The sequence below is a fragment of the Bradyrhizobium sp. HKCCYLRH3099 genome, assembly GCF_051167855.1.
Lineage (GTDB): Bacteria > Pseudomonadota > Alphaproteobacteria > Rhizobiales > Xanthobacteraceae > Bradyrhizobium.
This window is the reverse complement of the sequence record NZ_JBNPTW010000003.1, coordinates 395,527-420,051: the sequence shown is the minus strand read 5'-3', so window position 1 is coordinate 420,051 and position 24,525 is coordinate 395,527. Positions and strand designations below refer to the sequence as shown.

The window sequence follows — 24,525 nt, the reverse complement described above, 5'->3', positions numbered from 1 at the left end:
AGCCGACCTCTCGCGCACCACCGGACCGAGCCGGGCGGGCGGCGGCCGAACAAGACCGACCATTCCGCTCGCGGCGATCACGGCGCCCGCTCACTCTCAACCTGCCCCATTCTGTTCGTTGCGGAGCCCCTCATGAGCGACACCATCGACTATGACATCCGCAGCAGCCGCCATCCGGTCCGGTCCTGGATCGTGACCATGCTGCTGTTCCTGCTGCTGCAAGCCGCCGCCGTGGCGCTGGTCGGCTTCACCGCGCTGTTTCTCAGCATCACCCCTGGCTGGTCGGCCGAGGGCCCGCTGGCGCCGCTGACCAGGCCGGGCGACGCCCGCTCCGGCGCGCTGCTGTTCAAAAGCGATGGCAGCTACGTGGAAGCGCCAAGGCTCGGCATCGACGTCGACATCGTGGTGTCGGGCCCGACGGCGCGGGCGCGCGTGACGCAGTTGTTTCGCAACACCAGCTCGCAATGGCTGGAGGCCGTCTACGCCTATCCGCTGCCGCCGGACAGCGCGGTCGACAGTTTGAAGATGATCGTCGGCGACCGCGTGGTGGTCGGCGACATCAAGCCGCGCCAGCAGGCGAAGGTGATCTATGAGCAGGCCAAGCGCGACGGCAAGACCGCGGCGCTGACCGAGCAGGAGCGGCCGAACATCTTCACCAACTCGGTCGCCAATATCGGCCCCGGCGAGACCGTGCTGGTGCAGATCGAATATCAGCAGCCCGTGGCCCAGGTCGCCGGCGAATTCGCGCTGCGGGTGCCGCTGGTGGTCGCGCCGCGCTACAATCCCAAGCCGATCGTGCAGAGCGTCGATCTCCGCCCGGACAGCAACGGCTGGGGCGCGGCGAGCAATGATCCGGTGCCGGATCGCGACCGCATCTCGCCGGAGGTACTCGATCCTGCCAAGGATGCTCCGGTCAATCCGACCCGCATCACCGTGCGGCTGCAGGCGGGCTTCGCGCTCGGCGAGGTCAAGAGCCACCATCATCAGGTGACGGTCGACAGCCCCGATGCGAAGACGCGCGTCGTGACATTGGCCGAAGGCGTGGTGCCGGCCGATCGCGATTTCGAGCTCACCTGGAAGCCGGCGTCCGTCGCGATGCCGTCGGTCGGACTGTTTCACGAGCAGGTCGGCGATGCCGACTACCTGCTCGCCTTCGTCACGCCGCCCGCGGTGGCCGCGACCACGCAGCGCCCGCAGCCGCGCGACGTCATCTTCGTGATCGACAATTCCGGCTCGATGGGCGGCACCTCGATCCGCCAGGCCAAGGCCAGCCTGCTCTATGCGCTGGGACGGCTGCAGCCGGGCGACCGCTTCAACGTGATCCGTTTCGACGACACGATGACGGTGCTGTTTCCGTCCTCGGTGCCGGCCGATGCCGAGCATGTCGGCAGCGCCACCAGCTTCGTCGGTGCGCTCGAGGCGCGCGGCGGCACCGAGATGGTGCCGGCGATGCGCGCGGCGCTCACCGACGACGGCAGCGACAGTGATCGCGTGCGCCAGGTGGTGTTCCTGACCGACGGCGCCATCGGCAACGAGCAGCAGCTGTTCGAGACCATCACCGCGATGCGCGGCCGCTCGCGCATCTTCATGGTCGGCATCGGCTCGGCGCCGAACACCTATCTGATGAGCCGTGCCGCCGAGCTCGGCCGCGGCGCCTTCACCCATATCGGCTCGGTCGAGCAGGTCGAGGAGCGCATGCGCGATCTGTTCGCCAAGCTGGAGAACCCGGTCGTGACGGGGCTGACCGCGACGTTCTCGGAAGCCTCGGCCGATCTGACGCCCGCCGTGCTGCCCGACGTCTATCGCAACGAGCCGCTGGTGCTCGCGGCCAAAATCGATCGCCTCGCCGGCTCGCTGCAGCTCAAGGGCCGCATCGGCGACCAGCCCTGGACGATCACGCTGCCGCTGTCCAGCGCCGCCGAAGGCAAGGGCCTGTCCAAGCTGTGGGCGCGGCGCAAGATCGGCGACGCCGAGGTGGCGAAGACGATGCGGCAGATGACGCCGGAGGAAGCCGACGGCGCCATCCTCAAGCTGGCCATGGAGCATCAGCTGGTGACCCGCCTGACCAGCCTGGTCGCCGTCGACAAGACCCCGCGCCGCCCTGACGGCGAGCCGCTGCGACTTGCCGAGCTGCCGATCAACCTGCCGGCGGGCTGGGACTTCGAGAAGGTATTCGGCGAACGCGGCCGGATGCCGGCAATGCAGAAGGACCGCCGCGCCGAGGCAGATGGCAACGTGCAGCTCGCCGCACTGAAGCGACCCGTGGTGCCAGCCGGGCCCGGGACGATCACGCTGCCGAAGACGGCGACCGATGCCGAGCTCAGCATGCTGCTCGGCCTGGGTCTGCTGATGCTCGAACTGATCTGGCTCGTCGCCATCCGGCGACGGGCTGCCAACTAAGGAGGATCGTCATTGCGAGCGAAGCGAAGCAATCCAGGAGCCGAGGACGCGACTCTGGATTGCTTCGTCGCTTCGCTCCTCGCAATGACGAGAGGAGAGAGAATGGCTCGCTTCATCGTCCCGATCGCGGTCGCGCTTGTCGGCGCTGCCCTGTTCGGCCACGGCGCATTCATCCATGCCAAGGCCATCGTCGCCCAAGTGCTGCTCGATCTCGCCTTCAGCCAGACCATCGCGACCGGCCAGCCGGTCAAGCCGTGGTCCTGGGCCGACACCGTCCCGGTGGCGCGCATCGAGGTGAAGCGTCTGGGCGTCTCCACCCTCGCGTTGGCCGGCTCCAGCGGCCAGGCGCTGGCCTTCGGCGCCGGTCATGTCGAGGGCACACCCGAGCCGGGCGAGACCGGCATCGCCGTCTACTCCGCGCATCGCGACACGCATTTCCGCTTCCTGCGCGACGTCAAGGTTGGCGACGAGATCGACATCGTCAGGCGCGATGGACGAAGCTTTCGCTACCGTGCCGATGCGGCCCGCGTCGTCCGCTTCGACGAGTTCGGCATCGATCCGCAGGCCGACGAGGCCGAGCTGGTACTGTCGACCTGCTGGCCATTCGACGCGCTCACGCAGGGACCCGAGCGCTACCTGCTGCACGCCAGGCTGATCGGCGATCGATGAGTGGAGCAAGCGTGGCCGACCTTGGGAACCAGGCGCCGAATGCCCATTTGTCACGGTGCCGCCCTGATGGGATGATCCCGCCCGGACGACACGGCTCAACTGCGCAGCGCTTTCGACATGCATTCCCAATTTCATTACCTGCCGATCACACCAGCCTTCTTCGCCATCCTGGTGCTGGCGTTCGGCGTCGTGCTCATCCTGATCCAGCTCGGCGTCCTGCGCTACGCCTACATGAAGCTCGGCGTCAGCTCGGGCACGGCGATGCTGCTGCTGTTGGGATCGCTGGTCGGCAGCTATTTCAACATCCCCATCACGATGCTGCCCGGACAGGTGGCACGCTCCGGCGAGATCATCGACTTCTTCGGCATACAATATGTCGTGCCGCTGGTGCATCAATGGCCGGGGACCCTGCTGGCGGTGAATGTCGGCGGCGCCGTGATCCCGACTGTCATGTCGACCTATCTCGTGCTGCGCTACCAGCTCTGGCTGCGCGCCACCATCGCGGTGCTGGTGATCGCGGTGATCATCCATGCGATGGCGACGCCGGTGCAGGGTGTCGGCATCGCCGTTCCGGTATTCGCGCCCGTGGTCGTCACTGCCATCCTCGCCTTCCTGCTGTCGCGCGAATATGCCGCGCCGCTGGCCTATATCGGCGGCTCGATGGGCACGCTGGTCGGCGCCGACCTGATGAACCTCGACAAGATCGGCAGCTTGGGGGCGCCCGTGGCCTCGATCGGCGGCGCCGGGACCTTCGACGGCGTGTTTCTGACCGGCATCCTCGCGGTGCTGCTGGCCGGCCTTGCCGCCCCCTCCCGCCCGGGCCTGGCGCGCTGAGCTTTCAACCAGCGGCATTAGCGGCTAAAATCGAGCAGAGGCAGCCACGGACCCGGAATGCGCGCGATCAATCTTACTGTCGGAACCCTGACGATCGCGATCGTCGCGGCCGGGATCAGCGGTGTCCTGATCAAGCAGAAGCGCCGCATCGCCGAGCAGCGCAGCACCATGCGCGTCGTGTTCGACGGCGGCTCGGCGGCGGGCCTGCGCAAGGGCGGCCCGGTGAATTTCGACGGCGTGCAGGCCGGGCAGATCCTGTCGATCAATCTCGAAAGCCCGCGCAAGATCGTCGCCATGATCACGCTCGACAAGTCCGCCCCGATCCGCAAGGACACCACCGCCGGCATCGAGTTCCAGGGACTGACCGGCATCGCCGCGATCTCCCTGGTCGGCGGCGCGCCGACCGCGCCTCCCGTTCCGCTCGACCGCGACGGCATGCCGGTGCTCACGGCCGATCTCAAGGACCAGGAGACCATGGTCGAGACGGTGCACAACATCGACAAATACGTCGTCAGCAATGCGCCGGCGATCAAGGACGCGCTGCAGACCTTCGAGACGGAGACCGCCTCGCTCCAGGCCAAGACCGCGGCGTTCGATTCCGCGATCGACAAGGCCGAGGACATCTTCAAGGGCTTCGATACGCTGGTGACCAAGATCGACGGCGCCATTCCCGGCTTCGCCGATGGCAACCCGGGGCAGTTGTTCGATCAGATCAAATCGATGCGCGAGCTGGTCGACAGCTTCAAGCGCAAGTCCGCCAAGGTGATCGACGAGAGCCGCAAGACGCTGGTCGATATCAGCGACAGTGCCAACGCCATGACCGTCAAGTTCGGCGGCCAGGCGCCCGCACCAGGGCCACGCCGGGTCCCGGCGTCCCGCTAGGGGACGGCGCTTCGCGCCGCCCCTGGCGCTCAGTGGCTGATCATCCAGGGCCGCGCCGTCGGAAATCCCTTGGCGCCGCTTTTGGATTTGGTCATCAGCCGCGGCGACTTCTTCGGCGAGCAGCAGCCGCAGCCCGGCCCATGCTTCGCCTTGTATTCCGCGAGCGTCTGCGGCGCGTGGCGGCTGCGCTCGTTGGTGGCATGCGCGGTGCGCCGCTCCGCCGGCATGCAGGCAAAGGCGGGCGCGGTGAGGATCACGCGCGGCGCCATGTCCCGGCATTGCGGGCAGGCCTGCGGATCATCACATTCCGACATCGGGCGCATGTCCGTGAACGGCCCGCACTCATCACAGAGATATTCATAGACCGGCATTGTCTCGTCTCCTGCGCAACGTCGTCTCCAAGGTCCGCGCGGCGGGTGCGGGGCGGCGAAAAACGCTGCCGTCCCGCACCCATCGCGCAGGGAGGAGAATTACTTGTCCGGCGAGATCGGCATCTGGATATCGCCCTTGACGTGCTTGATCGGCCCCGCCGCCGACGGCATCACATCGAAGTCGAAGATCTCGGTCGGCAGCCACAGGGTGGCGCAGGCATTGGGCACGTCGACGACGCCGGAGATGTGGCCCTGCACCGGCGCGGTGCCGAGGATCGAATAGGCCTGGGCGCCGGAGTAGCCGAACTTCTTCAGATACTCGATGGCGTTGAGACAGGCCTGCCGATAGGCGATGTGAACGTCGAGATAGTGCTGCTTGCCGGCCTCGTCGACCGAGATGCCCTCGAAGATCAGGTAGTCGCGATAGTTCGGCGTGATCGGCGACGGCTTGAAGATCGGGTTCTTGATGCCGTACTTGGCCACGCCGTCCTTGATGACGTCGACCTTGATGTGCAACCAGCCCGCCATCTCGATGGCGCCGCAGAAGGTGATCTCGCCGTCGCCCTGGCTGAAGTGCAGATCGCCCATCGAGAGACCGCCGCCGGGTACGTAGACCGGGAAGTAGATCTTCGAGCCGCGCGACAGGTCCTTGATGTCGCAATTGCCGCCATGCTCGCGCGGCGGCACGGTGCGGGCGCCCTCGGCGCCGATCTTGGCCTTGACGTCGCCCTTGGCCTGGCCGGCATGGGCGGTCGGCGCGAACGGCGGGTTTGCGAGGCCGGGCACGCGGGTCGGATTGGTCGCGATCAGCGCGGTCTCGCGCTCATTCCAGGTCGCGAGCAGCTTCGGATCCGGCAGACAGCCGATCAGGCCGGGATGGATCAGGCCGGCGAAGTTCACGCCCGGCACGTGGCGCGACGAGGTGTAGAGGCCCTTGATGTCCCAGATCGACTTCTGCGCCAGCGGGAAATGGTCGGTCAGGAAGCCGCCGCCGTTCTGCTTGGAGAAGAAGCCATTGAAGCCCCACAGGCTCTCCTTGAGTGGGCCGACATCGAGCAGGTCGACCACCAGCAGGTCGCCGGGCTCGGCGCCCTTGACGCCGATCGGGCCCGAGAGGAAGTGCACGATCGACAGGTCGATGTCGCGCACGTCGTCGGCCGAGTCGTTGTTCTTGATGAAGCCGCCGGTCCAGTCATAGGTCTCGATGATGAAGTCATCGCCGGGATTGACCCACTCCACCATCGGAATGTCAGGGTGCCAGCGATTGTGCACCTTGTCGTTCTCGTAGGCCGACTTGGTCAGATCGACCTTGATCAGTGTGTCAGGCATCAAGAGCTCCCCTTTACCTTTGCTTGGACGGAGTGGTTAGACGGACAGATATTTGGACACCTGAGCGGCATCGACGGAGTCGCGCGGATCGTCGCGGACGATCTCGCCGTTCTCGATCACCAGCACGCGGTCGGCGATGTCGAGAGCGAAGCTGAGCACCTGCTCGGAGACAACGATCGACAGCCCCTTCTCGTCGCGGATGCGCTTCAGGGTGCGCGCCATCTCCTTGATGATCGACGGCTGAATGCCTTCGGTCGGCTCATCGAGCAGCAGCACCTTGGGCTTGGTGGCGAGCGCGCGCGCGATCGCGAGCTGCTGCTGCTGGCCGCCGGACAGATTGCCGCCGCGGCGGCCCTTCATCTCCAGCAGCACCGGAAACAGCTCATAGATGTCGCCGGGCACTTCGGACTCGCCGGACACGACGAGGCCGGTCTCGATGTTCTCCTTGACCGTCATGGTCGAGAAGATCATGCGGCCCTGCGGCACATAAGCGAGGCCCTTGGCGACGCGCTCGTAGCTCTTCATGCCGGAGAGCTCGGAGCCGTCCATCGCGATCGAGCCGCTCTTGGCGGGCAGGATGCCCATCAGCGACTTCATCAAGGTGGTCTTGCCCATGCCGTTGCGACCCATGATCGCGACGATCTCGTTGGGCGCGACCTTGACGTTCAGGCCATGCAGCACCTCGCTCTGGCCATAGGCGACATGGAGATCGGAGATTGCGAGCATCGGATGTCTTCCTATGCAAGATGGAGTGAGACGATCGATCGAGCGGCATCGGCAGTCAGCTCCCCTCCCCCTTGCGGGGAGGGGTAGGGGGTGGGGGTGCTCCGAAGCGAAACCGCCGTTGTGGACCCCCACCCCCGACCCCTCCCCGCAAGGGGGAGGGGGGCGCAGCGGGGGCGTGGATGGAGTGATGTCCCGAACATTCGCTCAATGCCCCAGATAGACTTCGACGACCTTCGGATCGTTCTTGACCCGCTCCATCGTGCCCTCCGACAGGATTTGCCCCTGGTGCAGCACCGTCACCTTGTGCGCGATGTCCTCGACGAACTTCATGTCGTGCTCGATCACCAGCACCGAGCGGTCCTTGATGATGCGGTTGAGCAATTCGGCGGTCTTGGCGCGCTCGCTGACGCTCATGCCGGCGACGGGCTCGTCGAGCATCAGCAGGTCCGGGTTCTGGATCAGCAGCATGCCGATCTCGAGCCACTGCTTCTGGCCGTGGCTGAGCTCGGCCGCCGAGGTCTTCAGACGATCCTTCAGGAAGATCATCTCGGCGACCTCCTCGACGCGGTCCTTGACCGCGGCGTCGCGCTTGAAGGCGAGCGAGCCGAACACGGTGCGGCCGCGCGGGAACGAGATCTCGAGATTCTCGAACACGCTGAGATCCTCGAACACCGACGGCGTCTGGAATTTGCGTCCCACGCCCGCCTTGACGATCTCGTTCTCGCGCAGCTTGGTCAGCTCCTTGCCGCGGAACTGGATCGAGCCGGAGGTCGCTTTGGTCTTGCCGCAGATCAGATCGAGCACCGTGGTCTTGCCGGCGCCGTTCGGGCCGATGATGACGCGGATCTCGTTCTCCTCGACATAGAAGGAGAGATCGTTGACCGCCTTGAAGCCGTCGAACGAGACCGTCAGCGCTTCGACCGCAAGCAGGAATTCCTTGGGCTGATGACCGATGAGCATCGCTGTGTCCTCACTCTGCGGGGGCGCCGTCGGCGACCAGGCCGCCATTGGTTTTCTTGCTGCGCGATGCCAACAGCCGGTCGATGCGCGGCTGCACGTAGTCGCCCCAGATGCCGGCGAGGCCGTTCGGGAAGGCGAGCACGACGGCGATGAAGAGAGCACCCAGGCCGAACAGCCAGAGCTGCGGGAAGGTCTCCGACAGGCTGGTCTTGGCGAAGTTGACGAGGAGCGAGCCATAGACCGCCCCGAAGATCGACAGCCGGCCGCCAACGGCGGTGTAGATCACCATCTCGATCGACGGCACGATGCCGACGAAGGACGGCGACATGAACCCGACCTCGAGCGTGAACAGCGCGCCGCCGACCGCGGCGAACACCGCGGCCGCGCAGAAGGCGAAGATCTTGAAGTTGGCGACGCTGTAGCCGGAGAAGCGGACGCGATCCTCCTGTTCACGCATCGCCACCAGGATGCGGCCGAGCTTGGTCAGGCGGATGAACTGCGCGACCAGGATGGCGGCGAACAGAAAGAATACCTCGACGAAGTAGAGGATGTATTTGGCGTGATCGGTCCGGATGTCCCAGCCGTGCAGCGTACGCAGGTCAGTGATGCCGTTGATGCCGCCGGTGTAGCCCTGCTGGCCGACGATCAGGATGGTCATGATCGCCGCGATCGCCTGGGTGATGATCGCGAAGTAGACGCCGCCGACACGGCGCTTGAACATCGCGGCGCCGATGATGAAGGCGAAGATCGCCGGCACCAGGATGATCGCAGCCAGTGCGAACGGGAAACTCTGGAACGGCTTCCAGAAGAACGGCAGCGCGGTCAGCTGATTCCAGTCCATGAAGTCGGGAATTCCCGGCGTCGACTGGATCTTGGTGTTCTCGACGCTGGACGCCTCCAGCTTCAGGAACATCGCCATGCAGTAGCCGCCCAGGCCGAAGAACACGCCCTGCCCCAGGCTGAGAATGCCGCCATAGCCCCAGCACAGCACCAGGCCGATGGCGACGAAGGAGTACGTCAGGTATTTCGCGACGAGGTTGAGGCGGAAGATGTCGAGCGCCAGCGGCAGGATGACGACGAGCAGCAGCAGCAGGGAGACGAAGCCGATGAGCTCCGAGCGGTTGAAAAAGCGCGAGTTGATCATGGCCGTGCTTTCTTGTTGGACTGACGAAGCTGGCTCATTTGCGGACCTTGAGGGCGAACAGGCCCTGCGGCCGCAGCATCAGGATGGCGACGATCGCAAGCAGCGTGAGGACTTTGGCCATCGAGCCGGACATGAAGAACTCCATGGTCGACTGCGCCTGGGAGATGGTGAAGGCCGAGGCGATGGTGCCGATCAGGCTGGCGGCGCCGCCGAACACGACGACCAGGAAGGTGTCGACGATGTAGAGCTGGCCGGCGGTCGGACCGGTCGAGCCGATCATGGTGAAGGCCGAACCGGCGACGCCGGCGATGCCGCAGCCGAGACCGAAGGTGTAGCGGTCGACCTTCTCGGTGTTGATGCCGACGGCGCCGGCCATCACGCGATTCTGCACGACCGCGCGGACCTGCTTGCCCCAGCGCGACAGGAACAGAACGTAGGCGACGACGATGGTGATCAGGATGGTCAGGCACATCACGAACATGCCGTTGATCGGGATCTGGATCGCGTCGGTGGCCTGCCAGGAGCCCATCATCCATTCGGGCAATTCGACACCGACCTCGCGGGCCCCGAACACCGAGCGATAGGCCTGCTGCAGGATCAGGCTGAGGCCCCAGGTGGCGAGCAGCGTGTCGAGGGGACGCTTGTAGAGGCGACTGATCATCGCCCACTCGACCAGCATGCCGAGCGATCCGGAGGCGACGAAGGCCAGTGCCATCGCGACGAAGAAGTAGCCTGGAAACAGCGACGGCAGGAAACTCTGGAAGGCGTTCGACGTCATCCAGGTGACGTAGGCGCCGAGGATCATGAACTCGCCATGGGCCATGTTGATGACGCCCATCTGGCCGAAGATGATGGCAAGCCCCAGCGCCATCAACACGTAGACCGAAAACAGGATGAGGCCCGCGAAGCCCTGCATCGCGAAGATCGCCCCGAGGTCGCCGATGGAATAGTCGCCGAACATGATCCGTCCTCTTGTGATGCGTGGTGTCGGTGCGCACTGACTTGCGATTCGCATTCGCGCCCGGGGCATTGCCCCGGGCGAGATCGTTCCCTCCCCCCTTGTGGGGGAGGGCTAGGGAGGGGGGTCCACACGACGAGTTGTGGGTGGGGTACCCCCCTCCCCAACCCTCCCCCACAAGGGGGGAGGGAGCGCACTTGCTGTGCAGCGGCGCGATCGCCTCATCAGCCCATCAAGATGAGGCGTCAGACCCGCCCTTACTGGTAGCCCTTCGGGAACGGATCGGGCTCGACCAGATCGGCGGTCTCGTAGATCAGCTCGTACTGACCGTCCGCCTTGGCGCGGCCGACGCGGGTCTTGGACCAGAGATGGTGGTTCTCGTGGATCCGGACGTAGCCTTCCGGCGCGCCCTTGAACTCGATGCCGGGCGAGGCGGCGGCGATCTTGTCGATGTCGAAGCTGCCGGCCTTCTCGACGGTCAACTTCCACAGCCACGGGCCGAGATACGCAGCCTGGGTAACGTCGCCGATGACGGTCTTCTCGCCCCACATCTTCTTGAAGGCGGAGACGAAGGCCTTGTTGTTCGGGTTGTCGAGCGACTGGAAGTACTTCATGCAGGCATAGGCGCCCGCGATGTTCTCACCACCGATGCCGTCGATCTCGTCCTCGGTCACGGAGATGGTCAGCAGCGTCTGCTTCGACATGTCGATGCCGGCCGCCTTGAGCTGCTTGTAGAAGGCGACGTTGGAGCCGCCGACGATGATCGCGTAGATCACGTCCGGCTTGGTCAGCTTGATCTTGTTGATGACCGAGTTGAACTGGGTGTGGCCGAGCGGGAAGTACTCCTCGCCGACGACCTTGGCGCCCTGCAGATGGCCCTCGATGTGCTTGCGGGCGATCTTGTTCGAGGTGCGCGGCCAGATGTAGTCCGAGCCGAGCAAATAGAAGGTCTTCGCGCCCTTGGTCTTGTTGACCCAGTCGAGGCCGGCGATGATCTGCTGCGTGGCTTCCTGGCCGGTGTAGATGACGTTTTTCGACTGCTCCAAGCCTTCGTAGAAGGTCGGGTAGTACAGCATGCCGTTGTACTGCTCGAACACCGGCAGCACCGCCTTGCGCGAGGCCGACGTCCAGCAGCCCATGACGGCCGCGCACTTGTCGTTGACGAGCAGCTTCTTGGCCTTCTCCGCAAAGGTCGGCCAGTCCGAGGCGCCATCCTCCTGGATGAACTTGATCTTGCGGCCGAGCACGCCGCCCGAGGCGTTGATCTGCTCGATCGCGAGCTTCTCGGCCTGCACCGAGCCGGTCTCCGAGATCGCCATGGTGCCGGTGACCGAATGCAGAATGCCGACGGTCACTTCGCTATCGGTGACTGCAAGGCCGGTGGTGTTGACAGCAGAGGTTGCGGGACCAGCACCAAACGACGGGCGCGGCAGCATGGCGAGCGCCGGGATCGCGGCCATTCCCATCATCAATTGGCGCCGAAGTGGCGACTTCAGGCCTTTTTTCGTTTCGTCCGACATGAGCACCCCATTCCTTGGTTCGAGGACACGCGTTAGGTCGGACCAAGGATGGCGCGCTTCGTGCACTGCACGGATACGCAAGATTGCGTATACTGCACCGCAAAAGCGCGACGTAGGCTCACCGCAGATCTCGCGAGGGGTAGGACGAAGCGCGCAGGCGCTTCGCGTGAGGAGTTTTGAGAGTGGCAGGGCGGCAGCGGATCGACCGCGTCAGGCGCCAATACAACCAGTGGGTCGCCAACCAGACGTTGGAGGACTACGCACTCCGTTTCACTGCCAAAAGCGCCCGGCGCTGGTCCGCGGCCCGCGTCGCCAACACCGCGCTCGGCGCGATCTCGTTCCTGGCGCTGGAGGCGATCGGCGGCACCATCACGCTGAACTATGGCGTCACCAACGCCACCGCCGCGATCCTGGTTGCCAGCGTCATCATCTTCTGCTGCGGCCTGCCGATCGCCTATTATGCGGCCAAATGCGGCATCGACATCGACCTGCTGACCCGCGGCGCCGGCTTCGGCTATATCGGCTCGACCATCACCTCGTTGATCTATGCCTCCTTCACCTTCATCTTCTTCGCCATCGAGGCCGTCATCCTCGCCTCCGCGCTGGAGATGTGTTTCGGCATCCCGCGCCCGATCGGCTATCTGATCAGCGCCGTCGTCATCATCCCGCTCGTGACCTACGGCATCACTCTGATCAGCCGCTTCCAACTGTGGACGCAGCCGCTCTGGGTGGTGCTGCACATCCTGCCCTTTGCCGCGATCGCCTATGCCAGCCCGCATTCCTTCGCCGACTGGCAGCAGTTTCCCGGCGAGCATGGCGATCCCATGGGGCATCTCGACCTTGCCCTGTTCGGGACAGCGGCGGCCGTGGTGTTCTCGCTGGTCGCCCAGATCGGCGAACAAGTCGACTTCCTGCGCTTCCTGCCGCGCGATCGCCGGACATCGAAGCTCTCCTGGTGGATTGCGCTGCTGTCCGCGGGTCCCGGCTGGATCGTGCTCGGCGCGCTCAAGCTGATGGCCGGATCGTTCCTCGCCTTCTTCGCCTTGAGCCACGGAGTCTCCGCCGACCATGCGGCCGAGCCCGCGCACATGTATCTCGAGGCGTTCCGCTATGTGCTGGCGCGGCCGGATCTGGCGCTGGCTCTGACCGGGACCTTCGTGATCCTGTCGCAGATCAAGATCAACGTCACCAACGCCTATGCAGGCTCGATCGCCTGGTCGAACTTCTTCTCACGACTGACGCACAGCCACCCTGGCCGGGTGGTCTGGCTGGTGTTCAACGTCGTGGTCGCGCTGCTCTTGATGGAGATCGGCGTCTACAAGGCGCTGGAGCAGACCTTGGCGCTGTACTCCAACATCGCAATCTCCTGGGTCGGCGCGCTCGTCGCCGACCTCGTGATCAACAAGCCGCTGGGCCTGCGTCCGCCGCAGATGGAGTTCAAGCGCGCGCATCTCTACGACATCAACCCGGTGGGCGTAGGCGCGATGACCATCGCCACCATCGTCTCGATCAGCGCGTTCTATGGGCTGTTCGGACCGACCGGCAAGGCGCTGTCGACCTTCGTCGCGCTCGGGGTTGCGCTCGTGACGGCGCCGGCGATCGCCTATCTCACCGACGGCAAATACTATCTCGCCCGCAAGCCGAAGCGCAGCTGGCAGAACATCGAGCAGATCCAGTGCTGCATCTGCGAGCATCATTTCGAGCCGGAGGATACGGCCTCCTGCCCTGCCTATGCCGGACCGATCTGCTCGCTGTGCTGCTCGCTCGACGCCCGCTGCCACGATCTCTGCAAGCCGCATGCGCGGGCCCAGGCCCAAGTGTCGGCTGCGCTCAGCGGCATGTTGCCGCAATCGGTGCTGGCGAAGATCAACTCTCAGTTCGGACATTACGTTGGCGTCTTCCTGACCTCGGCCGGGCTCGTCGCACTGACGCTCGGCATGATCTATCTGGAGACCTCCGCCGCGTTGCCCGGCTATCGGGGCATCATTTCCGATGTTCTGTGGAAGGTGTTCTTCGCGCTCTCCATCATTATCGGCGTGGTGACATGGCTGTTCGTGCTGGCGCAGCAGAGTCGCCGCGCGGCCGAGGCCGAGACGCGGCGGCAGACGCAGCTCCTGATCCAGGAGATCGAGGCCCATAAGCGCACCGACGCCGAGTTGCAGCGAGCCAAGGAGGTCGCGGAGTCCGCCAACCTCGCCAAGAGCCGCTACGTCGTCGGCCTGAGCCACGAGCTGCGCTCGCCGTTGAACGCGATCTCCGGCTATGCGCAGCTGCTCGAGCAGGATACGACGCTGGCGCCGAAGCCGAAGGATCAAGTACGGGTGGTTCGCCGTAGCGCCGACCACCTGTCGGGGCTGATCGACGGCATCCTCGATATCTCCAAGATCGAAGCCGGCCGTCTGTATCTGTCACGCGACGAGGTTCGCCTGAGCGAGTTCCTCGACCAGCTCGTCGGCATGTTCCGCCTGCAGGCGGCGGCAAAGGGCGTCGACTTCGTGTTCAAGCGCCCAGCCGTGTTGCCGCTCGTCGTCTATGCCGATGAGAAGCGGCTGCGCCAGATCCTGATCAACCTGTTGTCCAACGCGATCAAGTTCACCCAGAAAGGCAGCGTCCAGTTCGTCGTGCACTATCGCAGCCCCGTCGCCGAATTCGAGGTGATCGATACCGGCCCGGGCATCCAGCCCGACGATCTCGAGCGAATCTTTGCGCCGTTTGAGCGTGGCGCGCTCGGTGCAGCGCAGCCCCAGACCGGCACGGGCCTCGGCCTGACGATCAGCCGGCTGCTGGCAGGCGTGATGGGCGGCGACATCAAGGTCGAAAGCAAGGTCGGAATCGGCAGCACGTTCAAGGTCAAGATCCTGCTGTCCGAGGTGACCAACCCGACGCGGCACCCGCCGGTCAAGGCGCCGGTCGCCGGCTATCTCGGCCCGCGCAAGACCATCCTCGTCACCGACGATGATCCGGTGCATCGCGACCTTCTGCGTGAGGTGCTGACGCCGCTGGGCTTTATCCTCTTGAGCGCACCGGACGGCCCGGCGTGCCTGGCGCTGGCGCAGCACTGCCAGCCGGATCTGTTCATCCTGGACATCTCGATGCCGGGCATGGACGGCTGGACCGTCGCCGAGACGCTGCGCAGCAGCGGCCACCATCAGGCGCGCATCCTGATGACGTCAGCGAGCGCGCTCGAAGCGCACGGCCGACCATTGGCGCAGCCATTCCATGACAGCTATCTGATGAAGCCGATCGACATTCCCCGGCTGCTGGAGGCCATCCGCCAGTTACTCAAGGTCGAATGGAGCTATCAGAGCGAGCATGCCGTCGTCCAACCACGCTGGCGCCCCGAAGGCGGCTCGCGCCCGCCGCTGAAATATGTCGAGGAGCTGATGAGCCTCGGGCAGATCGGCTACATCAGGGCCATCCAGTTGAAGCTCGACGAGATCGGCAGCGCCCATCCCGAGCATGCCGAATTCGTCGCCCAGATGCGGACGCTGATCGACCGGTTCGACCTCGATCAGTACATGGCCACTCTAAAGACCTTGCACGCCTATGAACATTGACAGCAAAAAGCGCGATGTGGCGCTGGTCGTCGACGACTCGCCGGAGACGCTCCGGCTGCTCACCGACGCACTCGATGGCGCCGGCATGACCGTGATGGTCGCGCTCGACGGCGCGGCCGCGATGCGCATCGTCGATCAGATCACGCCTGACATCATCCTGCTCGACGCCGTCATGCCCGGCATGGACGGTTTCGAGACCTGCCGCAAGCTGAAGCGCGAGGCGGGACTGTCCAATGTCCCCGTGATCTTCATGACCGGCCTCGCCGACACCGAGCACATCGTGCAGGGGCTGGAAGCTGGCGGCGTCGACTACGTCACCAAGCCGATCGCGGTCTCGGAGATGCTGGCGCGCATCCGCGTGCACCTCGCCAACGCGCGGATGACGCAAAGCGCGCGCGCCGCGCTGGACGTCTCCGGCCGCTTCCTGCTCGCGGTCAACCGCGAGGGCCGACTGATGTGGGCCACCCCGCAAGCGCAGAAGCTGCTGTCGGACAGTTTTGGGGCGACCGAGGAACTCGTGCTGCCGGACGCCCTGCGGCACTGGCTGGACCAGGCACAGAACGGCAAAGCCGGCACCAAGGCTGCGGCCACCATTCCCGATCATCCCGAGCTGCGCCTGTACTACATGGGCGGCGCCGGCCCGAACGAGTTCCTGCTGCGGCTCGCAAAGGAGGCCACAGGCGAACTGCCCAAGCAGTTTTCCAGCGAGTTCGGCCTCACCACTCGCGAAGGCGAGGTGCTGTCCTGGCTGTCGAAGGGCAAGACCAACCGCGACATCGCGCAGATTCTCGGATTGAGCCCCCGGACCGTCGACAAGCATCTGGAGCAGATCTACGCCAAGCTCGGCGTCGAGAACCGCACGGCAGCGGCTGCCATTGCTACCGGCGTGACACGGCGGGAGAGTTGATCCTCCGCTGTCGTGCCGGGTTGGCGCCCATCCTCCGTGATCTGTCTTGGGGGAGCAGGACGGAAATTGTCATTCCGCCCTACACACCTGCCTATGGCTATGGATCCCCGCTTTCGCGGGGATGACACCGTCAGTGGAGGAGGAGCCCGGGCTCAAGCAGTCAGCGCTTACCCATACATAAACGCCGGATCATCCAGATCGATCGCCGGGATCTGGTCCTTCTCGCTCCAGTAGTCCTGGCTGTGCTGCCATTCCGGCTTATCGCCCCGCTTGGGCAGCAGATGCATGTTGCGCATCATGTAGCCCGGATTGAAGTTCTCCGGGTCGATCCAGGGCAAGAGCGGCATGTTGTGATCTTCGGGCCGCAAGGCCGGCGTCACCTTCTGCACGCCCTTCGCCTTCATATGCGCGAGCAGGCGGCAGACGAACTCCGCGACCAGATCCGTCCGCAACGTCCAGCTGGCCCGGAAATAGCCGAACACCCAGGCGAGGTTCGGCACGCCCGTGAACATCATGCCGCGATAGGTCACGGTATCGCCGAAATCCAGCGGCTTGCCGTCGACGGTGAACGCGATGTCGCCGAGCACGCAGAGATCGAAGCCTGTCGCGGTGATGATGATGCCGGCCTTGAGCTCATCGCCGGACTTCAGCTTGATCCCGCCTTCCGTGAAGCGTTCGATCTCATCGGTGACGACGGACGCCTTGCCGCTCTTGATGCCCTCGAACAGATCGGCATCCGGCACGAAGGCGATGCGCTGACGCCACGGACGATAGCTCGGCGTGAAGTGCTTGGCGGCGTAGTCCGGTCCGATGATGGCGCTGATCTGGCCGATCAACTCCTTCTTCACCTGCTCGGGCTCGCTCAGGCAGCGTTTTGTGAACCAGTCCTGCTCGAACAGGATCTTGCGCCTGACGATCTCGTGAATCCATTCTTCCTTCACCTGCAGCCGGCGCAGCTCCTCGGCCAGCTCGATTGCGTTACGGCCAATGCGGAAATAGGTCGGCGAACGCTGCAGCATCGTGACATGCGCGCATTTTCCGGCAATCGACGGCAGGATCGTCGCCGCGGTCGCGCCCGAACCGATGACGACGACCTGCTTGCCGGTGAGGTCGAGATCCTCCGGCCACACCTGCGGATGCACGATACGGCCCTTGAATGTCGCCATGTCCGGCCACTCGGGCGTATAGCCCTTGGAATGCCGATAGTAGCCCTGGCACATCCAGAGAAAGTTTGCGGTGATGGTGACGGGCTCTTGATCCCGGCCCTTCACGGCGTGAACCGTCCAGAGATTGGTCGCGCTCGACCAGCTTGCCGAAACGATGCGATGGCCATAGCGGATGTGGCGGCCGAGATCGTTCTCCTCGATCACATCGCCCATGTATTTGAGAATTTCTTCCGCGGTCGCGATCGGCGGTCCGACCCACGGCTTGAAGCTGTAGCCGAACGTATGCAGGTCACTGTCGGAGCGGATACCGGGATAGCGATGCGTCCGCCAGGTGCCGCCGAAACTGTCCTGGCTTTCCAGGATCACGAAGCGCGTGTCCGGCATCTGCTTGGTCAACTGATAGGCGCTGCCGATGCCGGAGATGCCGGCGCCGACGATCAGTACGTCGAAATGTTCGGTCGCGTGAGAGGACGCAGCCTCCCGGATGGGCGCGATGACGTTCATGGGGATCCCTGGGTTTTTGCTTTTGGTGTTGTTTCCTCGTCTGACAGGCTGAACCTGATCACGACGATGGTCAACCCGCGACGGCGAGCCGCAACCCAGCTTCGAACGATGTCAATTTCCGCCGAGCGGCATGCCCCATTGCCGCGCGGTCTGCACGATCCAGTCGCGATACAGCGTGAGCGGCGTAACGCCCGTCATGCCGCCGCAACCATCCGTCAGGTTGGGTCCGGTCGACCACGAGATCACACCGATCAGCAACTCGCCCTGCGCCTGTGTCTCGAAAGCAGGGCCGCCGGAATCGCCGGTACAGCCGCCGAGGCCGGGCTTGGCTCCTTGCGTCGCCGGATCGACGAGCCGTATCTGCAATGTGCCAGGCTTGCCGGTCGCGACCAGAGGAGCCGCGCGCACGACGCCGCCGCTCCTGCCGTCGCCGGGAATGGCCACGCCGATCCCCACCACAGTGAACGCATTGCCGGCCGCCAACGGCGGCTGCGGCACGCCCAGCGTGGCTGGTGCGCGCTCTCTCGCCGGCGCCTCCAACTCCAGCAGTGCGACATCGGCTGTGGCGCGATGAGCAAGGATCGATTGCATGCTGAAACTCGGATGGACGGCGACGCGCCGCACCGTCTTGAGCAGCGGCTTGCGGTCGCGATCGTATTCCACGATGCGGTAATCGACGCCCGGCTGCACGCAATGTCCGGCGGTCAGGACAAGCTTCGGGGCGATCAACGCGCCGCTGCAGAAATTGCCACGCGAGCCGACGATCGTGACCACGGAGCGCCCGATACCGTCGTTCGAGGCGGGCGCATTGCCGACGATCGCGAGCGCCGGCGAAGCGGCCAGCCATGCGGCGATGGAGATCGTGAGGAGCAGCTTCATCGCTGCAGCAATAGCGGCTGCAAGCCCCGTCGCCAAGCGAATCGCAAAATGCGGCGTGCCGTGTTAGCGATCCATCTGGGGAAGCGAACGAAGGACAAGACAAGAGATGGTCGAGGCGGTGATCTTTGATTTCGGTGGCGTGATGACGACCTCGCCGTTCGAGGCGTTCGCGCGGTTCGAGAAGGAGCGCGGCTATCCCGTCGATATCATTCGCAACACCAATGCCGCGAACCACCTTGAAAACGCCTGGGCCAAGTTCGAGCGCGCCGAGATCGACCTGGACACGTTCGACCGGCTGTTCGCCGAGGAATCGCTGGCGCTCGGCGGCGCCGAGGTCCGCGGCCGCGAGGTGCTGCCGTTGCTGGCCGGCGATCTCCGCCCCGACATGGTCGAGGCGCTGCGTCGGATCAAGACGGAGTGCAAGACCGGCTGCATCACCAACAACCTGCCGGCCAATGCGATCGGCAGCCAGGGCGGCCGCTCGTTCTACGTCGCCGAGGTGATGGCGCTGTTCGATCATGTCATCGAGTCCGCCAAGATCGGCCTGCGCAAGCCCGATCCGCGCATCTACCAGATGATGACCGAAGCCCTCGGCGTCAGTCCGGCGGACTGCGTCTATCTCGACGATCTCGGCGTCAACCTGAAGCCGGCGCGCGAGATGGGCATGACGACGATCAAGGTCGTCAGCGCGTCGCAGGCGATTGCCGAGCTGGAAGCCGCGACCGGGCTTTCCTTGCGATGACTGTCGTGCCGCGGGCTTGGCGACAGCGGCTAATAGTTGGTCTGTTTTGCCCGCTCGGGAAACGCGGCCGACAACGCCGCGCCATCGGCCTGCAGCACGCCGCGTTCGGTGATCAGTCCGCTCACCAGCCGCGCCGGCGTGACGTCAAATCCGTAATTCGCGACCGGTGATCCCGGCGGCACGATGCGCACGGTCTCGATGCGGCCGTCGGCGGTGCGGCCGGTCATCTCCGTCACTTCCTGCGCGCTGCGCTGCTCGATCGGGATCTGCCGTCCGTCGGCGACGGCAAAGTCGATCGTCGGCGACGGCAGCGCAACGTAGAACGGCACGCCGTTGTCATGCGCCGCCAGCGCCTTCAGATAGGTGCCGATCTTGTTGCAGACATCGCCATTGGCGGCGACGCGGTCGGTGCCGACGATCGCGAGATCCACCATGCCATGCTGCATCAGATGGCCGCCGGTGTTGTCCGGGATCACGGTGTGCGACACGCCGTGATGGCCAAGCTCCCAGGCGGTGAGCGAGGCGCCCTGGTTGCGGGGCCGCGTCTCGTCGACCCAGACATGGATCGGGATGCCGCGATCGTGGGCCAGATAGATCGGCGCCGTCGCCGTGCCCCAATCGACCGTCGCCAGCCAACCCGCGTTGCAATGGGTCAGCACGTTGACGACTTCACCCGGCTTCTTGCGCGCGGCTGCGGCCTCGATCAGCGCGAGACCATGCGCCGCGATGCCCTGATTGATGGTGACGTCCTCGCCAGCGATGTCGACCGCACGCGCATAGGCCGCGTCCCGCCGCTCCGATGGCGCCAGCCTGCGGAGCATCGTGCTCATGGTGTCGAGCGCCCATTTCAGGTTGATCGCCGTCGGCCGCGTGGCGATCAGCATCTCGTAGGCGCGGTCGATGCCAGGGTCCGAGCGGTCGTCGCGCATCGCCAACGCCATGCCGAAGGCGGCAGTCGCACCGATCAGCGGCGCACCGCGCACCAGCATGTGGCGGATCGCATCCGCTGCTTCCTCGCAGGTGGTGATCTTCGCCACGACAAACTCGTGCGGCAGCCGGCGCTGATCGATGGCACAAACCGTCCAGCCGTCGGCATCGAGCCAGATGCTGCGAAAATGCTTGCCGTCCACTTTCATGTTCGGCCTCCTGTCAGCCGCGCAGGATGCGGCCCGCGACCGCATCGAGCTTCTTGAGGAGGTCGGGATCGCGGGCATCTGGCGCCGTGATCAAAGCAGTGTCGAGCGCGCGGTCGGAGCCGATCGGGCACGGCTCATGCTCATGCGGAAACTCGCGGGCGAGCCGCGCCACCAGCCCCCTGGCCTTGTCGGCGTTGGTGGTCAGCACCCGGATGATGTCCTGCACCGTGACGGCGTCGTGGTCCGGATGCCAGCAGTCGAAATCCGTCACCATCGCCACCGTCGCGTAGCAGATCTCGGCCTCGCGGGCGAGCTTGGCCTCGGGCATGTTGGTCATGCCGATCACCGAATAGCCCGACGATTTGTAGGTCATGCTCTCGGCATAGGTCGAGAACTGCGGCCCCTCCATGCAGACATAGGTCCCGCCGCGCACAACGGCGATGCCCTCAGCCTCCGCGGCCGCGGCGAGATGAATGCGCAGCCGCGGCGACACCGGATGCGCCATCGACACATGCGCGACGCAGCCTTTGCCGAAGAACGAGCTCTCACGCTTGTAGGTGCGGTCGACGAACTGATCGACCAGCACGAATGTGCCCGGCGGCAGCTCTTCCTTGAAGGAGCCACAGGCCGACAGCGACACCAAGTCGGTGACGCCAGCGCGCTTCAACACGTCGATGTTGGCGCGATAGTTGATGTCGGACGGTGACAGCCGGTGTCCCTTGTCGTGACGCGGCAGGAACACGATCGGCAGGCCGGCGATGGTGCCGCGCCGCAACGGCGCCGACGGCTCGCCCCACGGGCTCGCGATCAACTCTTCGCGGGCATCTTCCAGTCCCGGCAGGTCATAGATGCCCGAGCCGCCGATAATGCCAAGTACAGCCTTCGTCATGACGTCCCCATCTCCAAGGGAGATGAGAATGCCAGCTTTGAGGCAAATTGAAAACAGCGGCGGCGCGGCTGTCCGAAGACAGCTATGGTCAGGCCGCCTGGTCCGCCGCGAGCTGTCCGGCCACCAGCCGCTCGAGCGTGGCGATCGACTGGAAATTGTCCGGCGTGATCAGCTCCTGCGGAATCGTGAAATCGAACTCCGCCTCGATAGAGAGCATCAGATTGACCATGTCCATCGAGGTGAGGCCGGCATCCACGAGCTTCGTGTCGGCTTCGAGATCGGCGGAGATCCCGTTCTGAACCAGGATGTCCCGCACCAGCGCGACGATGCGGTCTGAAATATCGGCTTTAAAATTCGGCATGTGATTTCTCATTCGCAAGACAGCAGACGCGTGATCCACCTGGCGGTTGCCTCGATCGTAGAGATAACGCGGTATGGCAGCGAAAGCGTTACACAAGCGCGGTGTTCCATCCCTGAATTGTTTTAACGCTAACGCGTTAGCTCCAAATTGACCGGCGCCGGAAACCGACAATTAACCCCGGCCCCGTGATTCCACGGCGTTTACCTCGAATTTCGTCGACGCATTTGAATCAAATCCATACCCTGCGTTGTAGCCCAGAGACGGCGCAAGGCATCGGCGCAGCGTGACGGGACGCGGCAGGCCGGTCTTTCAACAACGACAAAATCCGGAGCTCAAATCGGTCATGACTGTCCAGGGAACCGCGCTTCGCACGCCGATCGCCGATGACGGCGAACGTCTCCTGCTCGATCGCAGCTCGCTGTTTCTGCAGCGGAGCGGCGCCGTGGCCGCGCAGGCGGCTGCCGAGGCAGAAGCCGTCGACCGCGACGGTCGTTTCCCCAAGGCCGCGATCGATGCGGCACGCGAGCAGAAGCTGCTGGGCATGCTGATCCCGGTCGAGTTCGGCGGCTTCGGCGCCTCGGTCCACGACATCGCCGACGTCTGCTACGCGCTCGGCCGCGCCTGCGCCTCCAGCGCCATGATCTTCGCCATGCACCAGACCAAGGTCGCCTGCATCGTCCGGCATGGTCGTGGCAATCCCTACATGGAATCCCTGATGCGGCGGATCGCATCCGAGCAGCTGCTGATGGCCTCCTCCACCACCGAGGGCCAGAACGGCGGCAACATCCGCGCCAGCGCGGCTGCCGTCGGCCATGATGGCGAGCGCATCACGCTGTCGCGCGATGCCACCGTGATCTCCTATGGCGCCGAGGCGGATGGTCTCGTGACGATCGCGCGGCGCGCCGACGGCGCAGCAGCCTCCGATCAGGTACTGCTGGCGCTGACCAAGGACGACTACACCATCACGCGCACCCAGGGCTGGGAGACGCTGGGCATGCGCGGCACCTGCTCGACCGGCTTTGCGCTCGAGGTGAACTGCCCGGCCGACCGCGTCTTCCCCGAAGCCTATGATCGCATCCACGGCCAGACGATGACCCCGTTCGCGCATCTGTGCTGGTCGTCTGCCTGGGCCGGCATCGCCGCCGCCGCCGTGCTGCGCGCACAGCGCTTCCTGCGCAAGGCTGCGCGCGGCGCGAACGGACAGATGCCGCCAGCCGCCGCGCACTACACCGCCGCGAAGATGGCGCTGGCCCGCTTGCGCGCGATGATCGTCACCAACATGGATGCGTTCGTCGCGCATGAATATGATGAGCGCGCGCTGAGTTCGCTCGACTTCCAGTCCTCGATCACGCTGCTGAAGGTGCAGGCCTCCGAGCTCGCGGTCGAGACCGTGATGCATGCGATGCGCGCCTGCGGCCTGTCCGGCTACCGCAATGACGGCGACTTCTCGATCGGCCGTCATCTTCGCGACGTTCTGTCGGCGCCGATCATGATCAACAATGATCGTATTCTTACCAATATCGCCACCGCGAACCTGATGAGCGCGGTGCCGGTCTCGCTCTACGAATGATGATCGCGCCGTTTCTTGATTTTGCCTCCAGACAGGATTTGAGACATGACCATTCCCTTTCTCCCGCAGTCGCCCGAGATTGCCCCTCAGCCGGCCGACGCCCTGGACCATCTCACAGATGCCCTGTTCCACCGCATGGGAGCAGATGGCGTCTATGCGCGCACGGCGCTCTATGAAGGCGTTGTTGAGCAACTCGCCGCGCTGATCACCCGACACCGCGAGCCCGGCACCGAAGTGATGCGCTTCCCGCCGGTCATGAGCCGCGCGCAGCTCGAGAAGTCCGGCTATCTCAAGAGCTTCCCCAACCTGCTCGGCTGCGTCTGCGGCCTGCATGGCACCGAGCGCGACATCCATGAGGCCGTGGCCCGTTTCGACCGTGGCGGCGACTGGACCACGTCGCTGTCGCCCGCCGACCTCGTGCTGTCGCCCGCGGCCTGCTATCCGGTCTATCCGATCGCGGCCAGCCGCGGCGCGCTGCCGGTCGGCGGCCTCCGCTTCGACGTCGCCGCCGACTGCTTCCGTCGCGAGCCGTCGCGACATCTCGACCGACTACAGTCGTTCCGGATGCGGGAATATGTCTGCATCGGCACGCCCGACGATGTCTCCGCCTTCCGCGACCGTTGGATGGCGAAGGCGCAGGCGATCGCCACGGATCTCGGCCTGACGTTCCGCGTCGATCACGCCAGCGATCCGTTCTTCGGCCGCGTCGGCCAGATGAAGGCCGTCAGCCAGAAGCAGCAGTCGCTGAAGTTCGAGCTGCTGGTGCCGCTGCGCTCGGAGGAGCAGCCGACGGCCTGCATGAGCTTCAACTATCACCGCGAGCATTTCGGCACGACCTGGGGCATCGCCGACGCGCAGGGCGAGCCGGCCCACACCGGCTGCGTCGCCTTCGGCATGGACCGGCTGGCGGTCGCGCTGTTCCACACCCACGGCGTCGATCTCGCGCGCTGGCCGGCGCGCGTCCGCGAGATGCTGCGGCTGGAGCGGCAGGCCGATCCCGTCGGTTAGTGCAGCGCTCGTC

At 65.0% G+C, this 24,525-nt stretch carries 21 protein-coding genes; 9 read left to right on the top strand and 12 right to left on the bottom strand.

What is annotated here, in order from left to right; all coding sequences use genetic code 11:
- Window positions 1-132 precede the first annotated feature (132 nt).
- The 4 genes from ACQR1Y_RS10125 (at window position 133) to ACQR1Y_RS10110 (ending at window position 4,785) form a co-directional block, all read left to right on the top strand.
- Window positions 133-2,400 carry a marine proteobacterial sortase target protein gene (locus ACQR1Y_RS10125; RefSeq protein WP_434876084.1) on the top strand — a complete coding sequence of 756 codons (2,268 nt, stop codon included), beginning with the start codon at window positions 133-135 and terminating at the stop codon, window positions 2,398-2,400.
- A gap of 102 nt (window positions 2,401-2,502) precedes the next feature.
- Entirely contained in the window at window positions 2,503-3,069 is a 567-nt protein-coding gene (locus ACQR1Y_RS10120; protein ID WP_434876085.1) for a class GN sortase, read from the top strand.
- Between the two features lie 117 nt (window positions 3,070-3,186).
- Window positions 3,187-3,903 carry a DUF1614 domain-containing protein gene (locus tag ACQR1Y_RS10115; protein WP_434876086.1) on the top strand — a complete coding sequence of 239 codons (717 nt, stop codon included), beginning with the start codon at window positions 3,187-3,189 and terminating at the stop codon, window positions 3,901-3,903.
- A gap of 57 nt (window positions 3,904-3,960) precedes the next feature.
- Window positions 3,961-4,785, top strand: coding sequence for an MlaD family protein (locus tag ACQR1Y_RS10110; RefSeq protein ID WP_434876087.1), 825 nt, complete (start codon window positions 3,961-3,963; stop codon window positions 4,783-4,785).
- Between the two features lie 29 nt (window positions 4,786-4,814).
- Here the strand turns inward: ACQR1Y_RS10110 and ACQR1Y_RS10105 are convergent, their stop codons facing one another.
- The 7 genes from ACQR1Y_RS10105 to urtA all read right to left on the bottom strand — a co-directional run bounded on the left by ACQR1Y_RS10105 (window position 4,815) and on the right by urtA (window position 11,793).
- On the bottom strand, window positions 4,815-5,156 hold the full coding sequence (locus tag ACQR1Y_RS10105; protein WP_434876088.1) for an FmdB family zinc ribbon protein: 342 nt from the start codon (window positions 5,154-5,156) through the stop codon (window positions 4,815-4,817).
- Window positions 5,157-5,255: 99 nt separating this feature from the next.
- Window positions 5,256-6,485 carry a formamidase gene (fmdA, locus tag ACQR1Y_RS10100; protein ID WP_434876089.1) on the bottom strand — a complete coding sequence of 410 codons (1,230 nt, stop codon included), beginning with the start codon at window positions 6,483-6,485 and terminating at the stop codon, window positions 5,256-5,258.
- 36 nt (window positions 6,486-6,521) lie between these two features.
- Window positions 6,522-7,211, bottom strand: coding sequence for an urea ABC transporter ATP-binding subunit UrtE (urtE, locus tag ACQR1Y_RS10095; protein ID WP_172110383.1), 690 nt, complete (start codon window positions 7,209-7,211; stop codon window positions 6,522-6,524).
- Between the two features lie 204 nt (window positions 7,212-7,415).
- Window positions 7,416-8,171, bottom strand: coding sequence for an urea ABC transporter ATP-binding protein UrtD (urtD, locus tag ACQR1Y_RS10090; protein ID WP_434876090.1), 756 nt, complete (start codon window positions 8,169-8,171; stop codon window positions 7,416-7,418).
- A 10-nt stretch (window positions 8,172-8,181) separates the two neighbouring features.
- Window positions 8,182-9,315: an urea ABC transporter permease subunit UrtC gene (gene urtC / locus ACQR1Y_RS10085; protein WP_434876091.1), complete on the bottom strand. Its 1,134-nt coding sequence runs from the start codon at window positions 9,313-9,315 to the stop codon at window positions 8,182-8,184.
- Window positions 9,316-9,349: 34 nt separating this feature from the next.
- The gene (gene urtB, locus ACQR1Y_RS10080) at window positions 9,350-10,276 is read right to left on the bottom strand and encodes an urea ABC transporter permease subunit UrtB (RefSeq protein WP_434860133.1); all 927 of its coding nucleotides are present in this window, start codon (window positions 10,274-10,276) and stop codon (window positions 9,350-9,352) included.
- Window positions 10,277-10,530: 254 nt separating this feature from the next.
- Complete coding sequence (gene urtA / locus ACQR1Y_RS10075; protein ID WP_434860132.1) at window positions 10,531-11,793, bottom strand: urea ABC transporter substrate-binding protein; 1,263 nt, start codon at window positions 11,791-11,793, stop codon at window positions 10,531-10,533.
- A gap of 182 nt (window positions 11,794-11,975) precedes the next feature.
- Between urtA and ACQR1Y_RS10070 the strand changes: the two genes are divergently transcribed.
- Window positions 11,976-15,350, top strand: coding sequence for a hybrid sensor histidine kinase/response regulator (locus ACQR1Y_RS10070; protein ID WP_434876092.1), 3,375 nt, complete (start codon window positions 11,976-11,978; stop codon window positions 15,348-15,350).
- Complete coding sequence (locus tag ACQR1Y_RS10065) at window positions 15,340-16,257, top strand: response regulator (protein ID WP_434860130.1); 918 nt, start codon at window positions 15,340-15,342, stop codon at window positions 16,255-16,257. Before ACQR1Y_RS10070 ends, ACQR1Y_RS10065 begins: the two co-directional genes overlap by 11 nt.
- 167 nt (window positions 16,258-16,424) lie before the next feature.
- Here ACQR1Y_RS10065 and ACQR1Y_RS10060 read toward each other — a convergent pair whose 3' ends face one another.
- Together ACQR1Y_RS10060 and ACQR1Y_RS10055 are read right to left on the bottom strand one after the other, a co-directional pair.
- On the bottom strand, window positions 16,425-17,927 hold the full coding sequence (locus tag ACQR1Y_RS10060) for a flavin-containing monooxygenase (RefSeq protein ID WP_434876093.1): 1,503 nt from the start codon (window positions 17,925-17,927) through the stop codon (window positions 16,425-16,427).
- 111 nt (window positions 17,928-18,038) lie between these two features.
- A complete protein-coding gene (locus tag ACQR1Y_RS10055; RefSeq protein ID WP_434876094.1) occupies window positions 18,039-18,806 on the bottom strand; it encodes a S1 family peptidase in 768 nt (255 codons plus the stop codon).
- Window positions 18,807-18,912: 106 nt separating this feature from the next.
- Between ACQR1Y_RS10055 and ACQR1Y_RS10050 the strand changes: the two genes are divergently transcribed.
- Window positions 18,913-19,548 carry an HAD-IA family hydrolase gene (locus ACQR1Y_RS10050; protein WP_434876095.1) on the top strand — a complete coding sequence of 212 codons (636 nt, stop codon included), beginning with the start codon at window positions 18,913-18,915 and terminating at the stop codon, window positions 19,546-19,548.
- A 29-nt stretch (window positions 19,549-19,577) separates the two neighbouring features.
- Here the strand turns inward: ACQR1Y_RS10050 and mtnA are convergent, their stop codons facing one another.
- From mtnA to ACQR1Y_RS10035, 3 genes are all read right to left on the bottom strand, one after another.
- Window positions 19,578-20,684 (bottom strand): S-methyl-5-thioribose-1-phosphate isomerase, encoded by a 1,107-nt coding sequence (gene mtnA, locus ACQR1Y_RS10045; RefSeq protein WP_434876096.1) that lies wholly within the window; start codon window positions 20,682-20,684, stop codon window positions 19,578-19,580.
- Between the two features lie 13 nt (window positions 20,685-20,697).
- Complete coding sequence (locus tag ACQR1Y_RS10040; RefSeq protein WP_434876097.1) at window positions 20,698-21,573, bottom strand: S-methyl-5'-thioadenosine phosphorylase; 876 nt, start codon at window positions 21,571-21,573, stop codon at window positions 20,698-20,700.
- A gap of 88 nt (window positions 21,574-21,661) precedes the next feature.
- Window positions 21,662-21,934, bottom strand: a complete 273-nt coding sequence (locus ACQR1Y_RS10035) for a phosphopantetheine-binding protein (RefSeq protein ID WP_434876098.1) — start codon at window positions 21,932-21,934, stop codon at window positions 21,662-21,664.
- A 343-nt stretch (window positions 21,935-22,277) separates the two neighbouring features.
- Here ACQR1Y_RS10035 and ACQR1Y_RS10030 point away from each other — a divergent pair, with 343 nt between their 5' ends.
- Both ACQR1Y_RS10030 and ACQR1Y_RS10025 read left to right on the top strand, forming a co-directional pair.
- Window positions 22,278-23,504 carry an acyl-CoA dehydrogenase family protein gene (locus tag ACQR1Y_RS10030; protein WP_434876099.1) on the top strand — a complete coding sequence of 409 codons (1,227 nt, stop codon included), beginning with the start codon at window positions 22,278-22,280 and terminating at the stop codon, window positions 23,502-23,504.
- Between the two features lie 45 nt (window positions 23,505-23,549).
- The gene (locus tag ACQR1Y_RS10025) at window positions 23,550-24,512 is read left to right on the top strand and encodes an amino acid--[acyl-carrier-protein] ligase (RefSeq protein WP_434876100.1); all 963 of its coding nucleotides are present in this window, start codon (window positions 23,550-23,552) and stop codon (window positions 24,510-24,512) included.
- Window positions 24,513-24,525: the final 13 nt, after the last annotated feature.